Origin of the sequence: Halegenticoccus tardaugens (genome assembly GCF_004116405.1) — an archaeon.
Taxonomy (GTDB): domain Archaea; phylum Halobacteriota; class Halobacteria; order Halobacteriales; family Haloferacaceae; genus Halegenticoccus; species Halegenticoccus tardaugens.
The window spans coordinates 26,729-48,249 of record NZ_SDIC01000005.1 but is presented as its reverse complement, the minus strand read 5'-3'; the positions used below and the strand labels follow the sequence as shown (position 1 = coordinate 48,249).

The window sequence follows — 21,521 nt, the reverse complement described above, 5'->3', positions numbered from 1 at the left end:
GCACGCTCCGTTGCGCAGGACGCGCTGGTGGTCAGCGGATGGTACGTGGGCCGGATTTCGATTTGAAGGTACATGTGGTTCATGAGGTGTTCTCCAGTTTGATGTAGACCGCAGTGAAGATTGTGAGCAAGCCGAGCATCACCACACCGATGGCCGACGCATAGCCGAGCACGTATTGGCCGAACGCCTGTTCGTACACGTACGTCCCGAGAACCTCCGTCGCGTTCACCGGGCCACCACCCGTTGCGATATAGATCATCTGAAATGAGTTGAACGCCGCGATGACCTCGATGACGATCATCACCATCGAGATGTAAGAAATGTTCGGGAGCGTGATGTAGCGGAACTGTTCGAGACTTCCGGCCCCGTCTATCCGCGCAGCCTCGTAATATTCCTCTGGAATCGACTGCATGCTCGCGAGCAGCGCAATAGCGACGAACGGAGTGTCTTTCCAGACTCGGAGCATCATCACCAGCGGGAGCGCCAGGTTAATGTCGCCGAACCAAGACTTGTTCGGACCGCCAAACTGAACCAGGATGAGATTGACCAGTCCATAATCGACCTGAAGCATCCACGACCAGATGATGACGATGACAACCGGTGGAATCACCCACGGGACCATCGAGAGACTGCGAAGGAGACCGAGGCCAGGGAGGTTGTGCCGCAACAGTAACGCGAGTCCAAGTCCAAGGAGGTACATCGCTCCGACGGCTCCGACGGTGAATATCACTGTGTGGATGAACGCCGTCGAGAACACTGGATCTTCGAGCAACTGCCCGTAGTTCGCGAGGCCGACCCACGTTGATTCTTCTGGAGTGAGAAACGACCGCTGGTGGAAACTGATCCAGATCGCCTGGAGCGTCGGATAGACGATGATGAAGAGCATCAACGCGGTCGCCGGGGCGACGAGCCCATATCCGACCCACGTCTCACGAGTGTACCAATCGGCCTCGTCGAGGAACCGGTTTGCTTTCTCTTGCCATGCCGCTTGTGCGGAAGACATTACAGGCGCGTTCACGCATGTCATGCTTAAATCCTTCGCCGTGCACCGTGTGCGCCGGGCAACAGAGTAACCGATCAGTTTCGACCACTGGAGGGAAACCTATTAGTCAGACGTTGGCAGTACACATAATCAGAGATGGCGACCTTACAACTAGAGCATCTCACGAAGATATACAACGCCCACTCCAACCCGGTAGTCGGGGTCGAGGAATTGGACATCGAGCTTGACGAAGGAAACTTTCTCGTTCTCGTCGGCCCGTCCGGGTGTGGAAAGTCGACGACGCTCCGTAGCATCGCGGGGCTCGAATCACCGACGAGCGGAAACATCCGTATCGGTGACGAGGTGGTCAACAAACAAGAACCGAAGGACCGAGACATCGCCATGGTATTTCAGAACTATGCGCTCTACCCCCATATGACCGCGCGACAGAACATGTCGTTCGGACTGAAGATGACGACGGATCTGTCGGCGTCGGAGATCAGCGCCCGGGTCGAGCGTGTGGCGTCGATGATGGGTATCGAGGACCTTCTCGCCGATAAGCCGAGCGAACTCTCCGGCGGCCAACAACAGCGCGTCGCGCTTGGACGAGCTATCGTCCGCGAACCGCAGGTGTTCCTGCTCGATGAACCGCTCTCCAACCTCGATGCGAAGCTCCGCGCGCACATGCGAACGGAAATAAAGGAACTCCAGCAGGACCTCGGAATCACGACTGTGTACGTCACGCACGACCAGACGGAGGCAATGACGATGGGCGACCGCATCGCCATCCTCAACAAGGGCGAACTCCAGCAGCTGGGGACGCCGCTCGAGTGTTATCACAGTCCGGCAAACCAGTTCGTCGCTGGATTCATCGGCGAGCCCTCGATGAACTTCTTCGAGGCCCGCCGCGAGGGGGACCGCCTCGTCGGAAGCGGACTCGATTACCCCCTCTCGGAGGATCTTCTGACAGACGTCGGGGAAGCCCAAAGGATCGTTTTGGGAATCCGGCCGGAGAACGCCGACATCGTCGACGATCCCGGACCACATACCGTCTCTGGAACGGTCAACGTCGTCGAACCGCTCGGCTCTATTAACTACGTCTACGTCGATGTCGACGACGAAGAACGCATCGTCGAAGTGCCCGGAACCCGCTACGCGAGCGATGGGCAGCGAGTCGCCATCCGCGTCCCTGTGAAGCGAATTCACCTGTTCGACGGCGAGACTGGCGATGCGCTGCACAATCCCGACGTCGAAGAAGAGACTATCGATGGACTCGACTTCGCCCCCGATCAGAGGGAAGCCGCCGGCGACTAGTCTATCTCGACGCTCGTCACGCCTGTCTCCGCGTCGCCACCTCACTTTCGTCCCGCGCACATCGACCGGGTGAGTCCCCTCGGCGACGTATTCCGGCACCGATTTCCGGTTCACTAGCGGTCATGTGCGATTCTTTCGCATCCCTTGGCATGCAGACCGACGAAATCGGTAACAAGACTAGCGGTGCCGTCGCCTCAGAGCGGCTAACGACGGACGAGCACGTTAAAATCGGCTACATTGGCGGCGGGAGCCGAGGGTGGGCGTATACGCTCATCAACGACCTCGCACAATGTTCTGATATATCGGGCGAGGTCGCGCTCTATGACGTTGATTATGAAGGCGCGAAACGGAACGAGCGATTCGGTAACTGGGTTCAAGAGCGCAGTGATGCGGTTGGGGACTGGACCTACACCGCCGTTCAGGACCGAGAGACGGCACTTGTCGACGCCGATTTTGTCGTCCTCTCCACGCAGGACCCGCCAGACGAGACCTTTGCCCACGAACTCGACATCCCTGCAGAGTACGGCATCCATCAAACAGTCGGCGACACGGTCGGCCCTGGTGGAATCGTTCGTGCGATGCGAACAATTCCTGTCTACCGTGACATTGCGGCAGCCGTCCGTGAGCACTGCCCTGAGGCATGGGTGCTCAATTACACCAACCCCATGACGGTGTGTACCCAGTCGCTATACGAGGAGTTCCCGGATGTGAAGGCGATCGGCCTGTGTCACGAAGTCTTCCATGGGCAGGAGCATCTCGCTTCACTCGTCGTCCGCTACCGCAACGTTGAGCAGCCACCACGGCGCGACATCGAGATCAACGTCAAGGGAATCAACCACTTCACGTGGGTAGATTCGGCCACGTGGCGCGGCGAAGACCTCCTGCCACTTGTCGAACGCCACCTCCAGGAGACGATCGCCAAGCGGTCGTTCGACCCCGGCGATCTGGACGGCGAGTCGTGGTTCGTGGACAACCAGCTCGTCGCGTATGAACTCTACCGACGGTTCGGCCGCCCGACGGCGACGTCAGCGGCGACTTTTCCCGCAGCGGGTGACCGCCACCTTATGGAGTTCGCACCGTGGTTCCTCAATGTCGACGACCCTGCCCAGGTACAGCGCTGGGGCGTCCGCCTGACGCCAAGCGAGTATAGGCGGAACCGCCAGGAGGATGCGCTGGCGAAGTTCCGCCAACCGATGACCGGCGAAGAGCCGTTCGAGTTCTTCGAGTCAGGTGAGGAAGGCGTCGACATCATGCGAGCCCTGCTCGGACTCGGGAGCTTGAAGACGAACGTCAACCTCCCGAACCGAGGGCAGATACCCGATCTGCCCGATGGCGCTGTCGTGGAGACCAACGCGCTGGTCGAAACCAATGAAATCCGCCCCCTAGAAGCCGACACGCTCCCTCCACAGGTACGTTCTCTCATCCTGACCCACGTCTCCAACCAGAAGACACTGGTCGACGCGGCGTTCGCTGGCGACGTCGATCTCGCCTTCCGAGCATTCCTGAACGATCCACTCGTGACACTCCAGCCCGACCGGGCTCGTGCGCTATTTTCCGAGCTGGTCGCAGCTGTCGAACCCTACCTCACTGACCACTGGAACCTCGCCGATGCGATCGTGCTCGAATGACGTTTCCGAGAACCCAATGTTAATGTTACTCGAACCCACGCAGGTAGACGAGTAATGGCAACAGAAGAGCTAGCAACACCAGAGAGTGAACGACGTGCCGAGTTGACTACCGACGGTGCGGTCGACCCGGAGAACCTCAAAATCGGATATATCGGCGGCGGAAGTCGGTTGTGGGCACTGGAACTCATCAACGACCTCGCACAGACGCCCCGTCTTGGCGGCGAAGTCGTCCTGTACGACATCGATATCGATAGCGCGCGTCGCAACGAGCGCTTCGGCAACTGGATTCAAGAACACGACGGTGCTGTCGGAAACTGGACCTATACCGCCACCGATGATCGTGCGGCGGCTCTCAGTGGGGCTGACTTCGTCATCCTCTCGACACAGTTTCCGACGAAGGATACGTTCAGATACGACCTCGAAATCCCGAAGCGATACGGCATCTACCAAGCGGTCGCGGCCACTATCGGACCGGGCGGTATCATGCGCGCAATGCGAACGATCCCCCCATACCGCGACATCGCGGCGGCCGTCCGCGAGCACTGCCCTGAAGCGTGGGTACTCAACTACACGAACCCCATGACGTTTGTCACTCGGACGCTCTACGAGGAGTTCCCGGAGATAAAGGCGATAGGGTTCTGTCACGAAGTGTTTCACCTCCAGTCACTCCTCGCGTCGCTTGTTGCGGAGTATCACGGTATCGAGGACGTGAGACGCGACGACATCGACGTGAACGTGAAGGGTATTAACCACTTCACGTGGGTCGACGAGGCGCGGTGGAAGGGACAGGATCTCCTGCCACTCGTCGAACACCACATGGACCAACCGGACGTGCGCCGAACGTACACTCCAGGGGAGATGGACGGCGAGTCAGGGTTCGTCGACAATAATCAGGTGACGTACGAGCTGTATGACCAGTTCGGCGTCCTTCCCGCTGCCGGTGACCGTCACCTCGTCGAATACGCCACCTGGTTCCTCAACGGCGAAATGCCCGAGGATCTCCTGCGCTGGGGCGTGAAGCGAACAACCAGTGAGTACCGCATCAGCCGATGGGACGGGGCGCTCAGTCGTGATGAACTCGACCGCTACCTCGACGATGGTGCACTCGCCGACGATGATACGGTGGCGAGGGACATACTCCACGCCCTCGACAGTCTCAAGTTGACCTCGCCATGGAATGAAAACCCCGAGCGAGTCGACCAGTACATGGCCGGCGAGGCTGACTACGAGTTCGAGTCGTCTGGTGAAGTCATCGTAGACGTTCTGCAGGCGCTGAGCGGAGTGAAGACGTTCGAGACACACGTAAACCTTCCCAACAAGGGACAGATGCTCGACGTGCCCGAGGATGCAGTGGTAGAGACAAATGCGCTGCTCGGGGAAAACGACATAAAACCGCTCGTTTCCGGTCGCCTCCCCCGTCCGGTCCACGCGCAGATCATGACCCACGTCCACAATCAGGAGACCATCATTGAGGCGGCCTTCGACGGTTACGATGTTGACCGGGCCTTCCAGGGCTATCTGAACGATCCGCAGGTCAAGACGCTACAGGTCGACGTGGCCCGCGATCTGTTCGCCGAACTTATCGACGCAGAACGGCAGTTCTTCAGTGATTGGAACCTCGAAGAAGCCGACGTGCTTGCCGAGTCGGACCGGATTTCGTTGTAATAGATCGTCCGTCGCTTTGTATGTGGTTACTGCCGACGGCGTCGCCAACCTTTATTCGAAGTCCTCTCGAACACTCTCGCGATATATGAGGAATGTCCTTGTGACGGCGGTTTAGGGAGGCTCGGACGCTGGACGGTCGATCATTTTATCGAGGCGGGGTGGGACGTAACGTGCGTCGACGCCGACCATTCAGGATTCGGGGAAACGCCCCGCCCAGGCGTCACGTTCCGTGCGGGTGACCTCGCGAACGCCGGTGAGACGCGAGCCATTACCCAAGAGTCCGCACCGGATCACGTCATCCATCTGGCGGCAATCCCCAACCCCGAGGTGTACGCAGGGCCTCGCGTCCTCGAAAACGACTCATAAGCGCCTACAACGTCCTTACGAGCGCCGGTCGTGACGGAATTCCCATCGCGTGGGCGTCAAGTGAGAGCGCCTACGGCTTCCCCTTTACCGCCGACCCGCGGCTTCCTGACTACCTACCCATCGACGAAGACATCCGATGGAATCTGAGGACCCCTATGGCGTTTCGAAGGTGCTCGGGGAGGAACTCGCAGCGATGGTGGCTCGGAAGTACGACGTTTCCGTGACCTCGCTTCGAATCTCGAACATCCAGTATTCCGGGAAGTACTCTGTGGGAGCTGGGGCCGATGCCTTGAGCGGTGGGGTCGGCAACTCCTGGTCGTACGTCGACGGCCGAGATGTCGCTCAGGTGATCGAACGAACAGTCGACGCCAAGGTGATCGGACACGAACCGTTTATTGTTCGTGGCGGACGAAAATTACCTCAGCCGACCGACCTGCGACGCCGTTAAGGAGTGGTTCGGCCATCTCCCAGAACAGTGCGACCTGTCGGGTGAAGAATCCCCTTCTCAAACGAGAAGGCGAAGGTTGTGCTAGGGTGGGAACCGGACCATTCGTGGCGAACAGCGACCGACGAAAATGTTACCACGCCACGTCTAACAATATGTTGAGGCCATCAGTCAGGCGGGGAGTTCCACTCGTCGCCGTCGTCACGTGAGTTGTAGCCAATTTTCGTGTGAGCCTGTTCGATGTCAAACCAGCGTCGCCGGTTGTCGCTCACGCCGCTGAAGATACCGAACTCAACGCTCTCCTCGCAGAGACAGCAGTCGATTTGGTGGGCGAAGATGCGTCGGGACTGCCACATCGCCTTCATCCGGGCCGCGGTCTCATTTACTCGGCGCTGCCGCGTTCGAAATTCCCCCTATCGACGCCGCGCTCGGCGTCGCCGTACGGGTGATCGACCGGTCGGTCTGACCGGTTTTGGTACGTGAAGTCGTAGTGGACGTCGTTGTGAAAGTGATCGATGAGCGCGATTCCGCAGCGTCCGTACGCGCCAGTTACTAGAACGTTCATGCTCAGCTTGACCGAGGTAAGCGCATTAATTCATCAAATGCGTGTCCTCCGTTTTATCCGGTATCGACTACTGAGCGTACTCGAATTCTGTCCAGGGTCCTTCGATATACGGGTACTCGTCGACAACGTCGAGGTTTACCTCGACTCCCAGCCCGGGCGCGTCGGGAACGGACAGGTGACCGTTCTTGACGGCCGGTTCGCCCTCAATGATGTCGAATGCGAGGTCGAACGGATACATTCCGGGGTCGCCCAATGCGTCGACCAGCGGATCGTCCTCGAATACAGGGTACTCAACCAGTTTGACGTCCGGTCCGGCGGCCACGAGATGGGCGTTCGCCAGTAACCCTAGCCAGGTTCCGAAGTTATGGGGAACGAACTGGATGTCGCGGCCGCGGCAGAACTCGATAGCGCTGGTACAACCAGTGAAGCCACGGTGGTGGCGAACGTCACCCTGCAGGTAGGACACGGCTCCCGTCTTCGCGAGCGAGATGAGTCCCTCCGGCGACGGTTCGCTCTCGCCGCCTGCGAGCGGTGCTCCTATTTCTGCGAGTTGCTCGTAGCCCGAGTAGTCATCAGGGGCGACTGGTTCTTCGACCCAGTACACGCCCCTCCTCGCAGCGTACGACACGAGGTCCGTGACTATCTCGTCGCCGTACGGCTTGCGGAGTTTCCACCAGGTGTGCGCATCGAGCATGATCTCTGTCTTGTCGACGGCGTCGGTGACGAGATTGATCGTCTCCCGGTCAGCCTCGGGCCCGATTCCGGGACGGTATTTGTACCCCACGAAACCCGCCTCCTCGACGAATGTGGCTTGCTCGGCGTATCCCTCTGGGTCCATGTACATCCCCGCACTGGCGTACAATGGGAGATTCGTTGTGGGTTCGGGTGCATCCTCGAACCTGTCCACGAGAAGATCGTATATTGGGGCCGCCGCTCGTTTTCCCAGGACGTCGTAGAGCGCCACGTCTACCGCAGAGGCGGCCTGTGTCTGCATGCGACCGGGGAGGTCCGTTGAGCCAATGCGATCGTGTGCGTCCGTCACGTTCTCAATAGTCTCGCCTTCGAGGGCGTCCGCCACTTGATTCTCGATGACATCGGCGAACGTTCCTTGGGACTCGCCTTCGAAGTACTCGCGCATCGCAGAACTGCTCGCGCCGGCGGGTGCGACACCCCGCTCGCCATCCGCTGTTTCTACCGTAACAAGCACCACGTCACGTTTGAGCAGACGGCGGCGGCCGCCGTGAAACCGTCGTTCTTGCACGGGTTCGATAGGGGACGACAGAGCGTATCCGTGAACGTCTGTGATTCGCATACCCGGACTCCTGTCCCTGATAACATAAAATGTCCGGGTCAGCGTCCCGGTGAATACACCGATTTGGGCTTTTGCATCGATGAGCACCCCACTCCGCGTTCCCCTCTTCCGAACTGATATGCACGTCTTCGACCTGTTTATCCGATACGCCCCCACGCGTTCAGTAGTTCACGGTGATTCGAGGCGGAAGCCCGTTGCGTCCGCGTAGGGAAGAAGCTAACAGTCTCGTGGTGAACTACCGAAGATTGTCGGCCGCCAATTCAATCGGAAGCGTTGTTATCGCGTGCGGTGAGTGTTCATATAGACCGATAGAGATGCTACAAATGCGAAGCCCGTCCAATAAAAGTACACTCTCCGGAGCGGACGGCAGCGAGAGTGAAAACCGCTTTGTGGGACGGGCGTCATCTTGTTCGTGAAGTACCCGAAGCCCCGGCATGGACACACCGCATCCGGCGCTAAAGGACCTCAAACGGTTGCGCTCTCTCCGGCCGTTTTTCGGAGACTTATTTGTCACGTCCGGCCGAAAAACGCGCTCTCCGTGGGCTGGATCGCCCGTCAGGAAGTCCGTAAGCCTTAGACAATGAACGCGAACGGTCGCTCTCCGCCAGTTAGAGGTAGGGTCGAAGTCTCGTGGGCAATCAAATCGTTCACACGGTTGACTCACTGGCTGAGCGATCCTCGTTCTTTAGGACGAGGCACCTGACAAGCGGCCCTTCTGCCAGTGACTACGCGTCTAGCGATTAGAGACGCTACATCTATCTGAATAATAACCATAAAATATTATATATTCCAATCAGGGATATTGGCGCACGATTCCTAGCTGGTTACCGGGGTACTTAGATCTGCATGTGTTCCCGCATCGGGAACGATTGGCGGAGACGGTAGAGAGTTACAATACTAGTTCAGTAACGAACAGAATTGATCACTATGAATATGTTCGGATCGCTACTATTCTTCCCGCATGCGTTAGCTTCGCCAGTTCGCCCATCTCTTCTAATAACCCGCGACCAGTAAACAGGTAGCGGCATCCTGTTCCCCGATGGGGAACGCCTGATATCCCTGAACTGATTGGCCGTCTCTCGCATGCGTATGAGCCATCAGTGAACTATCACGTTTGATACCAAGACGAGTTATCGACTGACACACGGATGGACGACATCGCTGGCACAACAACCTGGATTGGCGTTGGAATGTGCCGTCAGAAGCGGCGAAGTGACGCTTATCCGTGAAACCGTGTGATTTCGAGAGTGTGAACTATCCTACCCTACCGCTCGCATGACGGCTCGCGCTTGAGGGGAGGGCTTCCTGCTTCCACGACGCGTTGTGCAGATACGGACGTATCCACGGGGAGCGCAGTCTCTATAGGCGTTCGAAAATTACTGCGTGATTTTCGCAGCCCATCAGAAACGCGAAGCGTTTCTGCGGACGTTGATTCGGAGTGAACCACTCCTACCTGCTTGATGCCCCGAGAAAGGATGTTCCATGCAGCGTTCGCGTCCCGATCCGCCGTGAAACCACAGGCGGGACAGGAGTGTTCGCGGACCCACAACGGCTTCTCGGTCGAGACGCCGCACGCCGCACGCCGCGCATTCCTTCGTCGTCCCTGCCGGTTCGACGGCGAGGAAGTGCGTCCCGTTCCGCTCACACTGGTATTCGAGGAGCGAGAGGTATGTTCGCCACGCGGCGGATGCGGTGTTTCGACTGTTCGACGGGGATTCGAGCATTCCCTTCACGTTCAAGTCCTCAACCGCTACGAGGTCATACCCTCGCGAGTAGTAGTTTGAGAGCTTGTGCAGGAGGTCGCGGCGCTTTCGCTTCAGGTCGGCGTGGCAGTTCGCTACCCGCCGACGGCGACGCTCGTAGTTGTTCGACCCGTGTTGTTTCCGCGAGAACTTCCGTTGCTCGCGTTCAAGCCGCTCGCGTTCGTCCGAGAGGTCGAGCGACCCGACGGTTGCACCGTCCGGACTGCAACCTGCTCGGGGGAACCGACTCCTCGATGAACAGCGGATCGAACTTCTCGAGTGCCGCGATGAGGGGCATCGCCATCGACTTCGAAACCCGTCCGTGGAAGTCGAGAGCAACGCCGACGTCCGGATCAATCTCCTCGCGAACCGCTCTCACGACATCACACGCCCGGTCGACAGCCCCGGACGTGTCGATATGTTCTACCCCGCCCATCGGTACCAATTCCACTGCAGTATACCCTTTATCGCTAGCGGTACGCGCCTCTCGCGCCGCGGCGGCTGCAGCATCGGAGACGTCCTTTTCGTGGTGGGTAGACACGTGTTCGTAGACCCGAATCCGATCTCTTACCCGACCGCCGAGCAGTTCGAACACTGGCTCGTCACACCGCTTTCCTTTGACGTCCCAGAGCGCCTGATCGATCCCTGCGATTGCACTCATGTGGATGGGTCCACCACGATAGAAGCTACTTCGATACATCGACTGCCAGAGGTCCTCGATTCGCGCCGGGTCCTCGCCGCGCACGTAGTGGTGCATCATCTGATCGACGGCGCTTCGTGTCGCCGGTGAACTGTCGTTCACGAAGTGCCATTTTGTGTATGTTTCGCCCCAGCCGACCAGCCCATCGTTCGTCACGACCTGGAGAAACTGCCACCGCGGAGGTACCTCGAACAATTCATATTCGGTGATTTTCATACGTGGATTTACTCTGTGACACGAGTTCATGGAACGTTCGAGCGCGCTGGTTTGACCGCTCGGAACGACGTCAGAGTGGGTGGCTAAGTTGACCACCGGAATCATAAAAATTCCACAATTGAAGTTGGTTCGCCCGATAGAGATGTCTACGAGCTATTATTATTGTAATTCCAAATCTCATTTAGACAAATTGCCACATAGAATTTTGTACTAATCATTTCGACTAGATCACCACGGTATCCGTCGTCACGTAAAGGAAATCTCTTGTCCTCGATCAAGTCTTGTGAGGAGCGAACGCATCGAGGAGAAGCGAGAGTAATTTGAAGAGAACTGACGCGAATAGCGCGATCAGGATGATGATTCCGAAGGTCAGGCCCAGTTGTGCCCGCTGAGTCGACTGGATAATTAGATATCCGAGTCCGCTCCCACCACCGAGGAACTCGGCGATGATTGCACCGACGATCGTAAGCTGGAATGTGATTTTCACTCCATTGATAATATCCGGGAGGGCGGTCCAGAATTTGATGTACCGGAGGTGCTGGAACCGTCCAGCACCGACGATCGTCCGGAATTTCTCATACTCAGGATCGATCCGACTTAGACTCGAAACAGTGTTAATAAACGTAGGGAAGAACGCAACCCACGCCGCAAACGTGACGACGCCCTCGAGACCGAGTCCAAACCAAAGCAGAAACACCGGCGCGAGGATCGGGTGTGGAATGCCATACGTATAGATCAACGCAGGCATCGAAAGGTACCGGACGACGAATGACTCAGCTATGATGATGCCGAGCGTCGTACCGAGTACGACCGCAAGTGCGAACCCAACAAGTACCTCTACGAACGTCACCTGGATCGCCGCGAGGACGATACCGGACGATTCTACCGTCTGCCGAACGGTGTATTCAATGCTCGGAAAGTAAATATCTCCGCGGTCATTGAAGAGTTGGGAATAGATTTCCCAAAGACAGAGCAGTAAGACGACCACGAAAGCCGTCCCGACATTCTCGCCTGCCCACTGCTCAAGTCGTCGTGGTACGCTAACCCGGTCGTGCTGACCGGCCGATGGTAGTGAGTGTTCTTCTTCCATTGTTAGGCCTCCGTCGTAAAGAAGCTCGAATCTTCCCAGAAGATAAGTTTGTCCTGTATTTGGTAAAGGACGAAGATGGCCGCTGTCGAAATGAAGCCTAAGACACCGACCACTGCAAATGCCAGACCCATGTTCGCGTTCCGAAGCGCGAGCGTCGAGAGGTATCCGAGGCCTTCCGTCGTCGCGACGAATTCACCAACAACCGCCCCGATCATCGCAAGGATGATAGCCATCTTCATACCGTCGAACATCTGGGGAAGCGCGTTCGGAATGCGGATGTAGCGATACTCCTGCCAGGTCGAAGCCTGATAGAGGTGGCATAGATCGTGATGTTCGCCAGAGATCTGTCCGAGGCTCTCCATGGCGTTCAAGAACATCGGGAAGAACGCGACCCAAGCGGCGATCATGTAATTCGTAGCGACTCCCGAACCGAGGTAAAAGATGAGCAACGGAGCAAGAGTCACTCGCGGAACCGAGTTCACGCTCACGACGAGTGGCATCAGTGCGTTCTCTACGCGTTTACTGAGCGAAAGGAGGATAGCACTGAGTGTGGCCGTCACGACGGCGAGCCCAAATCCGATGAAGCCCGCTGTGACCGTCGGCCACGTGTTGTCGACGATCAATTCTTGGTTGTCGATGAACGCGGAGTAGACGCTCTCTGGCGGGGGAAACATCGTCTCTGAAACGAGACCGGACGCTTCCGTCATCAGATGCCAAGTCGTCAGTACCATGACTAACCCGCCCAACGTTAGCAACCACCGCGTTCGTCTGGTATCATCGAACTCCATTAGATCACCTGAAGTATGAATAGACGGACGTGACGAGGTCGTTATACTCACTCAGTTGCTTCGTCTCCTCGTCTCTGGGTCGCGGAAGATCAACGTTAATTACGTCTTGTATTCTGCCAGGGCGTGGACTCAGTACCACGATCTTATCCGAGAGAAAGACAGCCTCGCGCAGGTCGTGTGTGACGAAGAGAATTGTCTTGTTCGTCTGCATCCAAATGTTGAGAAGTTCTTCGTTCATCTGGTCCTTCGTGAGGGCGTCGAGCGAGCCGAACGGTTCGTCCATCAGTAAGATCTCCGGATCATAGATGAGGCTCTGACAGATAGACACGCGCTGTTGCATACCGCCCGACAGTTCCTTCGGGTAGGAGCCACCGAATCCCTCAAGGCCGACCAGCGAGAGTAATTCGTCCACACGGTCTTGGTACTCTTGCATATCCCCGTCCAGATCTCCGTTCTTCTTCATAATCCGCACTGGCAGGAGAATGTTCTTTCTCACTGTCCGCCAATCGAACAGGACTGGCCGTTGAAATATGAATCCAATATCGCCGGTGGAGTCGGCGATATCGAAGTCCCGCCCGTGCAATCTGACCGCTCCGCTGGTCGGTTCGTGTAACCCAGCTCCAATGTTTAACAAGGTCGACTTACCACACCCCGAGGGACCGACGAGGGAGACGAACTCCCCGTCAGCGACGGACAGGTCGATGTCCTCCAGCGCGTGAACCGTGGTCTCACCGGACCCGAAGTGCTTGGTGACACCGTCGAACGTTATTGCGGGGTGTGAGTCCATTGTGTGTGAATTCTCGTTAGATGATACGGAGTTCATACTATTCATGGTTTACTCGAAGAATGATGATTCCTCTTTCGTGTAGTCAACCACTTGCTTCCACTCGTCATCGTTGAGCGTCGACAATTCGGCATTCTCGATGGGGCCCATCTCTATGATATCACTTGCGTTGGGAAGGTCGTTAGGGTTGTCAACCATTATCGTCAGATTGTCGAGCGACGATTGTATCTGGTCCTCGGAGAACCATCCAAGTCCTTCCTTTCGGGTCTCTTCGGTAGCACTGATGGCGACGTTCCAGCGCATTTGTGAGGAAAGAGTTTCTCGGTCCTGGATCTGAAGTTCTTCGTTGACCTCGTCGATCATGATGTCGATCGTCTTTTCTGGATTTAAGAGACACCACTTCATGGCGGCCGAGTAGCCTTCGAGTACCCCTGTGAGGTAGTCCATGTTCCCGTCGTCTTCGTCGAGCCACTTGCCGTTGACCATCAACGGATACCCGATCACAGTCAAGTAATTGTTGATCGGCGTCACGCCGAGTTCCACGTTGTCGCCAACTTGGTCCCGATACGTACCAAGGAGGTCGAGTGCCCCGTAGATGGCGTCCAAGTTCCCCTTTGCCAGCTGTCCCGGTGCGGCGTCCTCTTCGACGTAATCCGCGTTCACGTTGTCCGGATTGACGCCAACCGCCTCGGGGAATATTGGCCACGTCTCCTCAGCGAACGGAGAGGCGAGGCCAATGTTCTTGCCTTCCAAATCCTCCTCGCTCTTTATTCTGTCAGTCCGATAGATAAAACCCAGTAACGCACGTGGTTTTGGAACGGAAAAGAACCGCATGTCCTGCCCCTCCGCCAGTCCTGTGACGCAGGAGCCGAACTCAGCCTGCCCAATCTCTTCCTCTCCTGTTCCGATCCGTCGTGCGGTATCCGGAGATCCTTCTCCGGGTTGGACATTCGGGGTGTCGATGCCTGCGTCCTCCCAGTGACCTTCCAAGTTGGCGATGTAGGCTATCGACCACGTCGGTTCCTGGGCCCACGGCTGACGCCAGACGACGTCGGCATCGCCGTTGCTTTTGCCGTTCCCATTACCGCCGCCGTTCCCGTTGGCACCTAAACACCCTGCGACTGCCGCGGTGAACCCACCAGCACTCGCCTGAAGAAACCTTCTTCGGTTGATACCTTCCGGGAGTAACCTGTCGAGTTTGGTAACAATCTCCTCAGTATCGTCTTGCCTGGCCATACGACCTGTGTTACCACCATACAATATAAAGGTTCCTCTACGACAAAGATGATAAATGCGGCAACCATTCGTATCCGCTGCTCTCGCGGTGCTCGTCCGCCACGTCGCTTACCAAACCCCAGTGATGGCGTCCGTATGCCTGTCGGAACGGTGACGTTCTCGTTCGTGAGCACGTACCGGGGATGTCGAAGACAACCGTGGCATAGCGGGACCGAGCGTTTCCGGACACCCACCGGCGTCACCCCGGCAAACTCGGTCGTCATCGCAGGTGGAACGCCGAGATCGTAATGGTGGTCTACCCCCATGGTGTATTGCCTCATGGTCTACGACGTGTACTGCGGACTTCCCGCATTGATTTCGTTCGCTCTCAGTGTGACTCCCTCTGATGACCTTCGACCTTTTGGAGGTGACTCGCAATGGACAGAACCACCACCCCATAAAAAATTCGAAATATACGAACGCGAGTCGGATCCGATTCATGTGAATAGCTAACGACGCCCCCCGAGTTATTACAGATTTAGGTTTGTAATTTTGAAGGATAGCTTATCAAGTTTCTATATGCCGAATACGCCTGCTGTTTTTGCTATTTGCTTCTCAGGACCACATACGTGGTGCCATCGTCCTGGCCCCCCGCCGAATCCGGCAGCACCCAGCCTTGGGGACGGATCGAGCTTACGCGAGGGCGAGTTCCAGCTCGTACTCATCAACGATTTCGATCACGGCGTCTGCGATGCTGGCTTCCGTGTCCGGACCGCTGAACGAGTGCTCTGGGCCGGTAACGCTAAAAGCTCCGACCACGTTGCCGGTTTTCTCCGTCGCCGCGACGCCGATACCGTGGAGCTCTTTGAAGTTCTCCGCGTGGTTGACGGCGTATCCTTGTTTACGGACGGCCTCCAGTTCAGCGTACAGCGCCTCTTTATCGGTGATGGTGTTTTCTGTCTCCTTCGGGAGTCCCCACTTATCGATGATCTGTTCGACCCTCGTCCGAGGCATCTTCGCGAGTATCGCTTTTCCGACGGCAGTGTTGTGGAGCGACAACCGATTTCCTGGCCGCTCATGCATCCACCCCGTCTTTTTTCCCGATGCCGTTTGGATGAACACGGCTTTGCCGCTCATTTCGGCGGCAAAAACAGAACGAAGACCAACGACATCGAAGAGCCGTTCTGTGAACTCACGCGCCAATACGTATCCTTTCTCCCGGGTCCACACCTGATAGCCGAGGCGTAAAAGTTCGGGCCCGAGATCGTAGAAATCCGCTTTCTGGGTCACAAACTGTTCGGCCTTGAGCGTTGAAAGATGACCGTGCACGGTGCTCTTCGGCATCTCCATGTTATCGGCGATCTCGGAGACCCGGGCGCCGTTGACTTCCTCGAGAAATTTCAGGATCTCTATCGACGTGGCGGTCGTTTGGAGCTTTTTCGATTTGCCTTGGCGAGCCATGCCTAACCCACCGCAGCTTCCAATATAAAGTTCGTGATGTTAGAACGGTCGTCGCCGAACGTGAATGTGAGACGTTCAGTCTGCAACCTCGACCCAGCCGCCGCGGTCGCCGGACTCGTACGCGGCGTCGAGGACTCGGAGGAGTTGGACGGCATCCTCGACTGTCGCAGGAACGTCGCCGGTCTCGTACCCCGTGAAGTACGCCTCAAAGTAGTCCTGGACGAAGTCACCCCAAGCCGGAAATCGGTCGTAGGTGAACTCGAACTCGGTGGTCCGCTTTGGGGCGGCGGTCCAGTCCGGGTGCTCCGTCGTGAGTTCGAGCGGTACTGTCGGCTCATGCTGGAGGGAATCGTGGTGAAGCGGCGTCAGGGCCTGAGCACGAGATCCGTAGAGGCCGAGGTGCGTGTCCTTGCCGCGGTCGCTCAGGTAGTACCCGGTGTGATAGGTTCCGAGTGTTCCATCCCGCGTCTCGAACTGGAGCACCGCCCCCAGATCCACGTCGACGTCTGCACCATGGTGGAACTCAGCGTTCACTCGGGAGATTGGGTCGTCGAGCACCCATGGGATCGCGTCGACCCAATGTGGGCCGATCCACTGGAGCGCACCCCCGCGACTCGTTTCTCGATCATATATGTAGTGGTCCGTGTTTCGGTACGAGAGTTGACTGGCGTTGAACCGCCCTTCGACGGTCCACACGTCTCCAAAGAAGCCATCGCGGACTCGGTCACGCAGCTCCAGTGCGATCGGATTCTTCCGGTAGTACATCGTCGGTGAGACGGTGATCCCAGCATCGTTCGCCCGCCTAGCGATTGCCTCCAAGTCGGCCGCCGTTCGTGCGATAGGCTTCTCACTGATCACGTGGACGCCGTTCTCAACGGCGCTCTCGATTATCGATTGTGTCTCGTCGCTTCGATACGTGATCCAGACAACATCGACGCTCTCGTCACCGACCAGACGATGCGGATTCTCATAAACCGCCGCGCCCCTCACGAGGTCGGACACGTCTTGGCCCTCGGTCGTGACCTCGTCGGGCCGGTCGTCCATCGCGGTGAGGTTCTTGACGTCGACTTCGCGCCCTGGCTCACAAACCGCAGTGACGGTGGCGTCGAGTTGACTTGCAACGGCGAAATACGGATCTCGATGGTGATGGTCGATACCAACATAACCGATGTTTACGGTCATACATCCGATTCACATAACTTCATATAATATAGTGTGTGTTGCGGAGAAAAACGCAGGGAATTGCCGAGGGCCCTCGTCTCGCCGTCAAGATTTCCTTTGAGATCGTGGTCCTTCACAGTTGGTACTAATCGCTCTAGTCCGGTGGTATATCACGTTCGATCCACGGTTCTTCCGTTCCTACAGGGTTGCTGACCGCGAATCGGCACGCTCAGAATTGTCACCACCAGCCGATACTCGTGTCCTGAGGCGTCAGCGGACAGGCCAGAGACGCCGATAGCCGAGCGGCAGCGTCGACAAGATTCTCGATCATCACCCGAGACAGCAAATGCCTCCTCCCCCTGCACCACTCCAAGCGACCGAAATATTATTATACTTCAAGTCAGAGTCTACGTCGAAGTGGTAGCCAGATGCAAGAGATAGGTATCATCATGAACGGCGTAACGGGTCGGATGGGAACGAACCAGCACCTCATCCGCTCCATATTGGCATTGCGCGATGACGGCGGGGTTGAACTACCCAACGGGGAGCGAGTACTACCGAATCCGGTACTCGTCGGCCGAAACGAACGAAAGCTCCGAGCGCTAAGCGAGGAATACGGTGTCGAACGCTGGACCGTCGACCCCGATTTGGAGACATGTCTCGACGGAGACGAGGAGATCTACTTCGACTCGCAGGTAACACCACGTCGGCCCGATGCCCTTCTGAAAGCGATCGATGCCGAAAAGCACGTTTACTGTGAGAAACCTCTGGCTGGTGACCTCGACACCGCACTCGAAGTCACCCGCAAGGCGAAGCGAAGCGGCGTCAAGTATGGTATCGTTCAGGACAAACTGTGGCTTCCTGGGATCGTACTGCTTGACCGGCTGATCGAACAAGAGTTCTTCGGTGATATCCTCTCGGTTCGAATCGAGTTCGGGTATTGGGTATTCACCGGAGACGTCCAGTCGCCACAGCGTCCATCGTGGAACTACCGCGCAGAGGATGGCGGCGGTATCGTTGACGACATGTTCTCTCACTGGAGCTACGTTCTCGAGAATCTCTTCGGTCGCGTCGAGTCGGTGCGATGTACGGAAAAGACACACATTCCCGAACGCGTCGACGAGAATGGTGACGTGTACGAGGCGACGGCTGACGATGCGGCCTACGCGATCATGGAACTCGAGGGCGATATCGTCGCACAACTCAACTCATCGTGGGCGGTGCGCGTCAACCGGGACGATCTCCTCGAGATCACGGTTGACGGGACGGAGGGTAGTGCTGTCGCCGGATTACGTGACTGCAAAACCCAGCACCACTCCAACACTCCGAAGGCGGTGTGGAACCCCGACACGCCAAAAGACCATGATTTCACCGATGACTGGGAGCCCGTCCCAGAGAACCAGGAGTTCGAGAACGCGTTCAAAGTACAATGGGAAAAGTTCATCCGGTACGTCGTCGCGGATGAACCGTTCCCCTGGGACTTCGCCGCCGGGGCGAGAGGCGTTCAGCTCACCGAAGCGAGCTATCAGTCCTCAAACGAACAACGACGTATCCGCCTCGACGAACTTGAGGTCTGAACACCCTAATCCGAATTCGTCGATGCCCGACAGAACTCGACGGTACACCGTGTTAGAGTGAGGCGTTGATACTCGTCGATCCTGGTTCCGTCGCGGCTCGACTCATCCACCCATCTCGTGTGGAGATGGAGCTGCGAACTCGCCGGATTCGAATTGGATCGGTTTCGGCTCTTCGATGACACGGAGATCGTCGCGCTGGCGTGCTTCCTCAATCAGCGCCGTCGAGGCGTAGAACCGCTGGAGATGCATGGTATCTGCGGCACGGAGGACTCGTACAGTTTCGGGCTTTACGATCCCGATTGTTGATAGCGCCGCGACGAGGCCAGCACGATCAGTCTCGACGACCGGCGGGAGACGGACACCTCTGGTTGTACTCGCCGTCAGGGCGTTGATGAGCGTGGTCGGCATGTCTATCCCCTCGAGGAGGTTCGCATGGACGAAGTCGGCCGATCCCATCCCCATTGCGTTGCCATGGGTCGTCTCGGTCAACCCTCGGGTGTAGATTCGTTTGATGTCAGGGAGGTCCGGCTCCGGTTCCTGGATCGCAAATGGCCGCCGTCCGATGACGTTCGTGTCCATTCCTTGGCCGCTGATGTCTTTTCCTTGGTTGTCGAGAATCAATACATCGATTTCCTCGAATGGGAGCGTTGGCATGACGTCGTACGCGGTTTCGAGGAGTTCCGCTTCACGATCGAGGAAGCCTGCTGGTGGGACGCCCTCTATCAGCGCCGTATCGTCTCGTTGATCCTCAAGGATAGCGATTCCGCCGACGACGGGCAGCTCCGCGAGCAACTGTGCGGTGATTTCCGGAATCATGTTCCGAAGCGACCAGTCGACCGCCCAGTCGTGTGCGATCTTCGCCCCTCGTTGTTTTCCCATTCCGATGACAAGCATCTTCGAGAGCCCACTTTCGACGGTCCCGTCGAAGTCCGTGTGTGGTTTGATCCGATTTATCGGCACGATGGCGTCAGCCGCAACCGCGTTCGTGTCGGCGACGACCGGTACGTCACGATTGGTGGTCCGTCCGATCTCCGTGACGTCCATGCTCGATCGGATTTCGCAGCCAACCGCCGACGCCGACACGCCGAGGTCGGCTAGCATCTCCCGTTGCCCATCAGCGGTGGCCCCGCCGTGACTGCCCATCGCAGGGAAGATAAACGGTTCGTACCCATGATCCTGGGCGGCCGCAACAACGCCGCCAACGATGGTCCCGAGATTCGCAATGCCACGACTCCCGACTCCAAGCGCGATTTCGCCCCCGTCCGGGACGTTCTCCAACTGAAGCGATTCGAAGGCTGTCGCAGCGCGCTCGGCGAGATCCTCCTCTAGAATCGGGTCAGTCTCCCATACCTGTTCGATAACTCCGAGCTCGGGGAGTAACGTCTCACCACAGGCCTCACGAATTGCCGCTTCCGGGACCGCGAGTGAACTCCTCGATAGCGTATCCATGCACCAACGCTCGTATGTGTCACCCATAAAGCTGACCCATGTCCGGCTACCAGCGACTCCGCCGACGACAACTGTGCGTATCACTTACCAAGGGGTCTCTCGCGAGTTCGACATCCTCTATCGACGGTGATAGATGTGTTTGACAGTCTATACCCACGTCGATACTATCACCTCAATGTTTAAGACCCGAGGCCAACATACCTTCTCATTGATGAAGTTCGTTCGATACAACCACGGTGCTGGACCAGCCTGGGGCATCAAAACCGACACAGCAATTCATGCGCTCGCCGACCTTCCGGGAGGAGAGCCGTCCTATCAGGATCTCACGAATCGCCGGTACCTCGACTGGTTGCAGGACGCCGTCCGGAACGACACACTCTCGCAGGTCGACGCGGACGAGGTGAGCTTGCTCGCACCGGTCCCCCGCCCACCGAAGATTGTCTGCGCTGGCCTAAACTATCATGACCACGCCGAAGAGCAGGACGAGGAGGTTCCTGACGTTCCCCTCCTGTTCGCCAAAGCCCCTACGACAGTCACGAATCCGAATAGTCCGATCGTCCACCCCCGCGACGAACAGGTCGACTACGAGGTCGAACTGGCCGTCGTGATTGGACGTACGGCCACAGACCTGAACGAAGCCGAGGTATCCGACTACGTCGCCGGGTACACGATCCTCAACGATGTGAGCGGCCGGAGTGCGCAGTTCTCAGACGGCCAGTTCTTCCGGGGGAAGAGCTACGATACCTTCTCGCCGATGGGTCCGACGCTTGTCACAGGGATGAACTTCGACCCCAACGCCGTTGATGTCTCGTTGCGCGTTGACGGGAAGACGAAGCAATCATCTAACACCGAGGAATTCATCTTCGACGTCCCGGAACTGGTGTCTTACATCAGCGCGAACATGACGCTCCAGCCAGGTGATGTAGTCTCGACCGGCACACCGGGAGGGGTCGGTATCTTCCGCGACCCCGTCGACCTTCTCGAACCCGGCCAGATCTGTGAGGCTGAAATCGAAGGAATCGGTACACTCACGAATCCAGTGGTTGCGGAATAGCCTAGTG

At 57.4% G+C, this 21,521-nt stretch carries 17 protein-coding genes and 2 pseudogenes; 7 read left to right on the top strand and 12 right to left on the bottom strand.

Features of this window, described 5'->3' with window-relative positions:
* Positions 1-79: 79 nt before the first annotated feature.
* Positions 80-1,018: a carbohydrate ABC transporter permease gene (locus tag C3L37_RS14335; protein ID WP_228546245.1), complete on the bottom strand. Its 939-nt coding sequence runs from the start codon at positions 1,016-1,018 to the stop codon at positions 80-82.
* Between the two features lie 120 nt (positions 1,019-1,138).
* Here C3L37_RS14335 and C3L37_RS14330 point away from each other — a divergent pair, with 120 nt between their 5' ends.
* The 5 genes from C3L37_RS14330 to C3L37_RS24905 all read left to right on the top strand — a co-directional run bounded on the left by C3L37_RS14330 (position 1,139) and on the right by C3L37_RS24905 (position 6,403).
* Positions 1,139-2,296, top strand: a complete 1,158-nt coding sequence (locus C3L37_RS14330) for an ABC transporter ATP-binding protein (protein WP_129115311.1) — start codon at positions 1,139-1,141, stop codon at positions 2,294-2,296.
* Positions 2,297-2,445: 149 nt separating this feature from the next.
* Positions 2,446-3,924 (top strand): family 4 glycosyl hydrolase, encoded by a 1,479-nt coding sequence (locus C3L37_RS14325; protein WP_129115310.1) that lies wholly within the window; start codon positions 2,446-2,448, stop codon positions 3,922-3,924.
* Positions 3,925-3,978: 54 nt separating this feature from the next.
* Positions 3,979-5,589 carry a family 4 glycosyl hydrolase gene (locus C3L37_RS14320; RefSeq protein ID WP_129115309.1) on the top strand — a complete coding sequence of 537 codons (1,611 nt, stop codon included), beginning with the start codon at positions 3,979-3,981 and terminating at the stop codon, positions 5,587-5,589.
* A gap of 3 nt (positions 5,590-5,592) precedes the next feature.
* Complete coding sequence (locus tag C3L37_RS25575) at positions 5,593-5,955, top strand: NAD-dependent epimerase/dehydratase family protein (RefSeq protein ID WP_323740468.1); 363 nt, start codon at positions 5,593-5,595, stop codon at positions 5,953-5,955.
* Positions 5,956-6,091: 136 nt separating this feature from the next.
* The gene (locus C3L37_RS24905; protein ID WP_228546244.1) at positions 6,092-6,403 is read left to right on the top strand and encodes a hypothetical protein; all 312 of its coding nucleotides are present in this window, start codon (positions 6,092-6,094) and stop codon (positions 6,401-6,403) included.
* A gap of 164 nt (positions 6,404-6,567) precedes the next feature.
* Here the strand turns inward: C3L37_RS24905 and C3L37_RS25570 are convergent.
* The 10 genes and pseudogenes from C3L37_RS25570 to C3L37_RS14265 form a co-directional block, all read right to left on the bottom strand.
* Positions 6,568-6,851: pseudogene (locus C3L37_RS25570) on the bottom strand (NAD-dependent epimerase/dehydratase family protein); the annotation flags it as partial.
* A 181-nt stretch (positions 6,852-7,032) separates the two neighbouring features.
* Positions 7,033-8,277, bottom strand: coding sequence for a mandelate racemase/muconate lactonizing enzyme family protein (locus C3L37_RS14305; protein WP_129115308.1), 1,245 nt, complete (start codon positions 8,275-8,277; stop codon positions 7,033-7,035).
* A gap of 1,264 nt (positions 8,278-9,541) precedes the next feature.
* Positions 9,542-10,238: pseudogene (locus tag C3L37_RS14300) on the bottom strand (RNA-guided endonuclease InsQ/TnpB family protein); the annotation flags it as partial.
* Positions 10,186-10,935, bottom strand: coding sequence for an enolase C-terminal domain-like protein (locus C3L37_RS14295; RefSeq protein ID WP_129115307.1), 750 nt, complete (start codon positions 10,933-10,935; stop codon positions 10,186-10,188). The gene C3L37_RS14295 and the pseudogene C3L37_RS14300, both read right to left, overlap by 53 nt.
* Before the next feature lie 274 nt (positions 10,936-11,209).
* The gene (locus C3L37_RS14290) at positions 11,210-12,025 is read right to left on the bottom strand and encodes an ABC transporter permease (RefSeq protein WP_129115306.1); all 816 of its coding nucleotides are present in this window, start codon (positions 12,023-12,025) and stop codon (positions 11,210-11,212) included.
* 2 nt (positions 12,026-12,027) lie between these two features.
* Positions 12,028-12,732, bottom strand: coding sequence for an ABC transporter permease (locus C3L37_RS14285; protein WP_164974756.1), 705 nt, complete (start codon positions 12,730-12,732; stop codon positions 12,028-12,030).
* A gap of 85 nt (positions 12,733-12,817) precedes the next feature.
* Entirely contained in the window at positions 12,818-13,600 is a 783-nt protein-coding gene (locus tag C3L37_RS14280; protein WP_228546241.1) for an ABC transporter ATP-binding protein, read from the bottom strand.
* A gap of 48 nt (positions 13,601-13,648) precedes the next feature.
* Positions 13,649-14,833 carry an ABC transporter substrate-binding protein gene (locus tag C3L37_RS14275; protein ID WP_129115303.1) on the bottom strand — a complete coding sequence of 395 codons (1,185 nt, stop codon included), beginning with the start codon at positions 14,831-14,833 and terminating at the stop codon, positions 13,649-13,651.
* A gap of 672 nt (positions 14,834-15,505) precedes the next feature.
* Positions 15,506-16,273, bottom strand: a complete 768-nt coding sequence (locus tag C3L37_RS14270; RefSeq protein ID WP_129115302.1) for an IclR family transcriptional regulator — start codon at positions 16,271-16,273, stop codon at positions 15,506-15,508.
* A 75-nt stretch (positions 16,274-16,348) separates the two neighbouring features.
* Complete coding sequence (locus tag C3L37_RS14265; RefSeq protein WP_129115301.1) at positions 16,349-17,455, bottom strand: Gfo/Idh/MocA family protein; 1,107 nt, start codon at positions 17,453-17,455, stop codon at positions 16,349-16,351.
* A gap of 407 nt (positions 17,456-17,862) precedes the next feature.
* Here C3L37_RS14265 and C3L37_RS14260 point away from each other — a divergent pair, with 407 nt between their 5' ends.
* Positions 17,863-19,011, top strand: coding sequence for a Gfo/Idh/MocA family protein (locus tag C3L37_RS14260; RefSeq protein WP_129115300.1), 1,149 nt, complete (start codon positions 17,863-17,865; stop codon positions 19,009-19,011).
* A 102-nt stretch (positions 19,012-19,113) separates the two neighbouring features.
* Here C3L37_RS14260 and C3L37_RS14255 read toward each other — a convergent pair whose 3' ends face one another.
* The gene (locus C3L37_RS14255; protein WP_129115582.1) at positions 19,114-20,460 is read right to left on the bottom strand and encodes a DUF362 domain-containing protein; all 1,347 of its coding nucleotides are present in this window, start codon (positions 20,458-20,460) and stop codon (positions 19,114-19,116) included.
* A 211-nt stretch (positions 20,461-20,671) separates the two neighbouring features.
* Here C3L37_RS14255 and C3L37_RS14250 point away from each other — a divergent pair, with 211 nt between their 5' ends.
* Positions 20,672-21,514, top strand: a complete 843-nt coding sequence (locus C3L37_RS14250; RefSeq protein WP_129115299.1) for a fumarylacetoacetate hydrolase family protein — start codon at positions 20,672-20,674, stop codon at positions 21,512-21,514.
* The last annotated feature ends 7 nt before the right edge of the window (positions 21,515-21,521 follow it).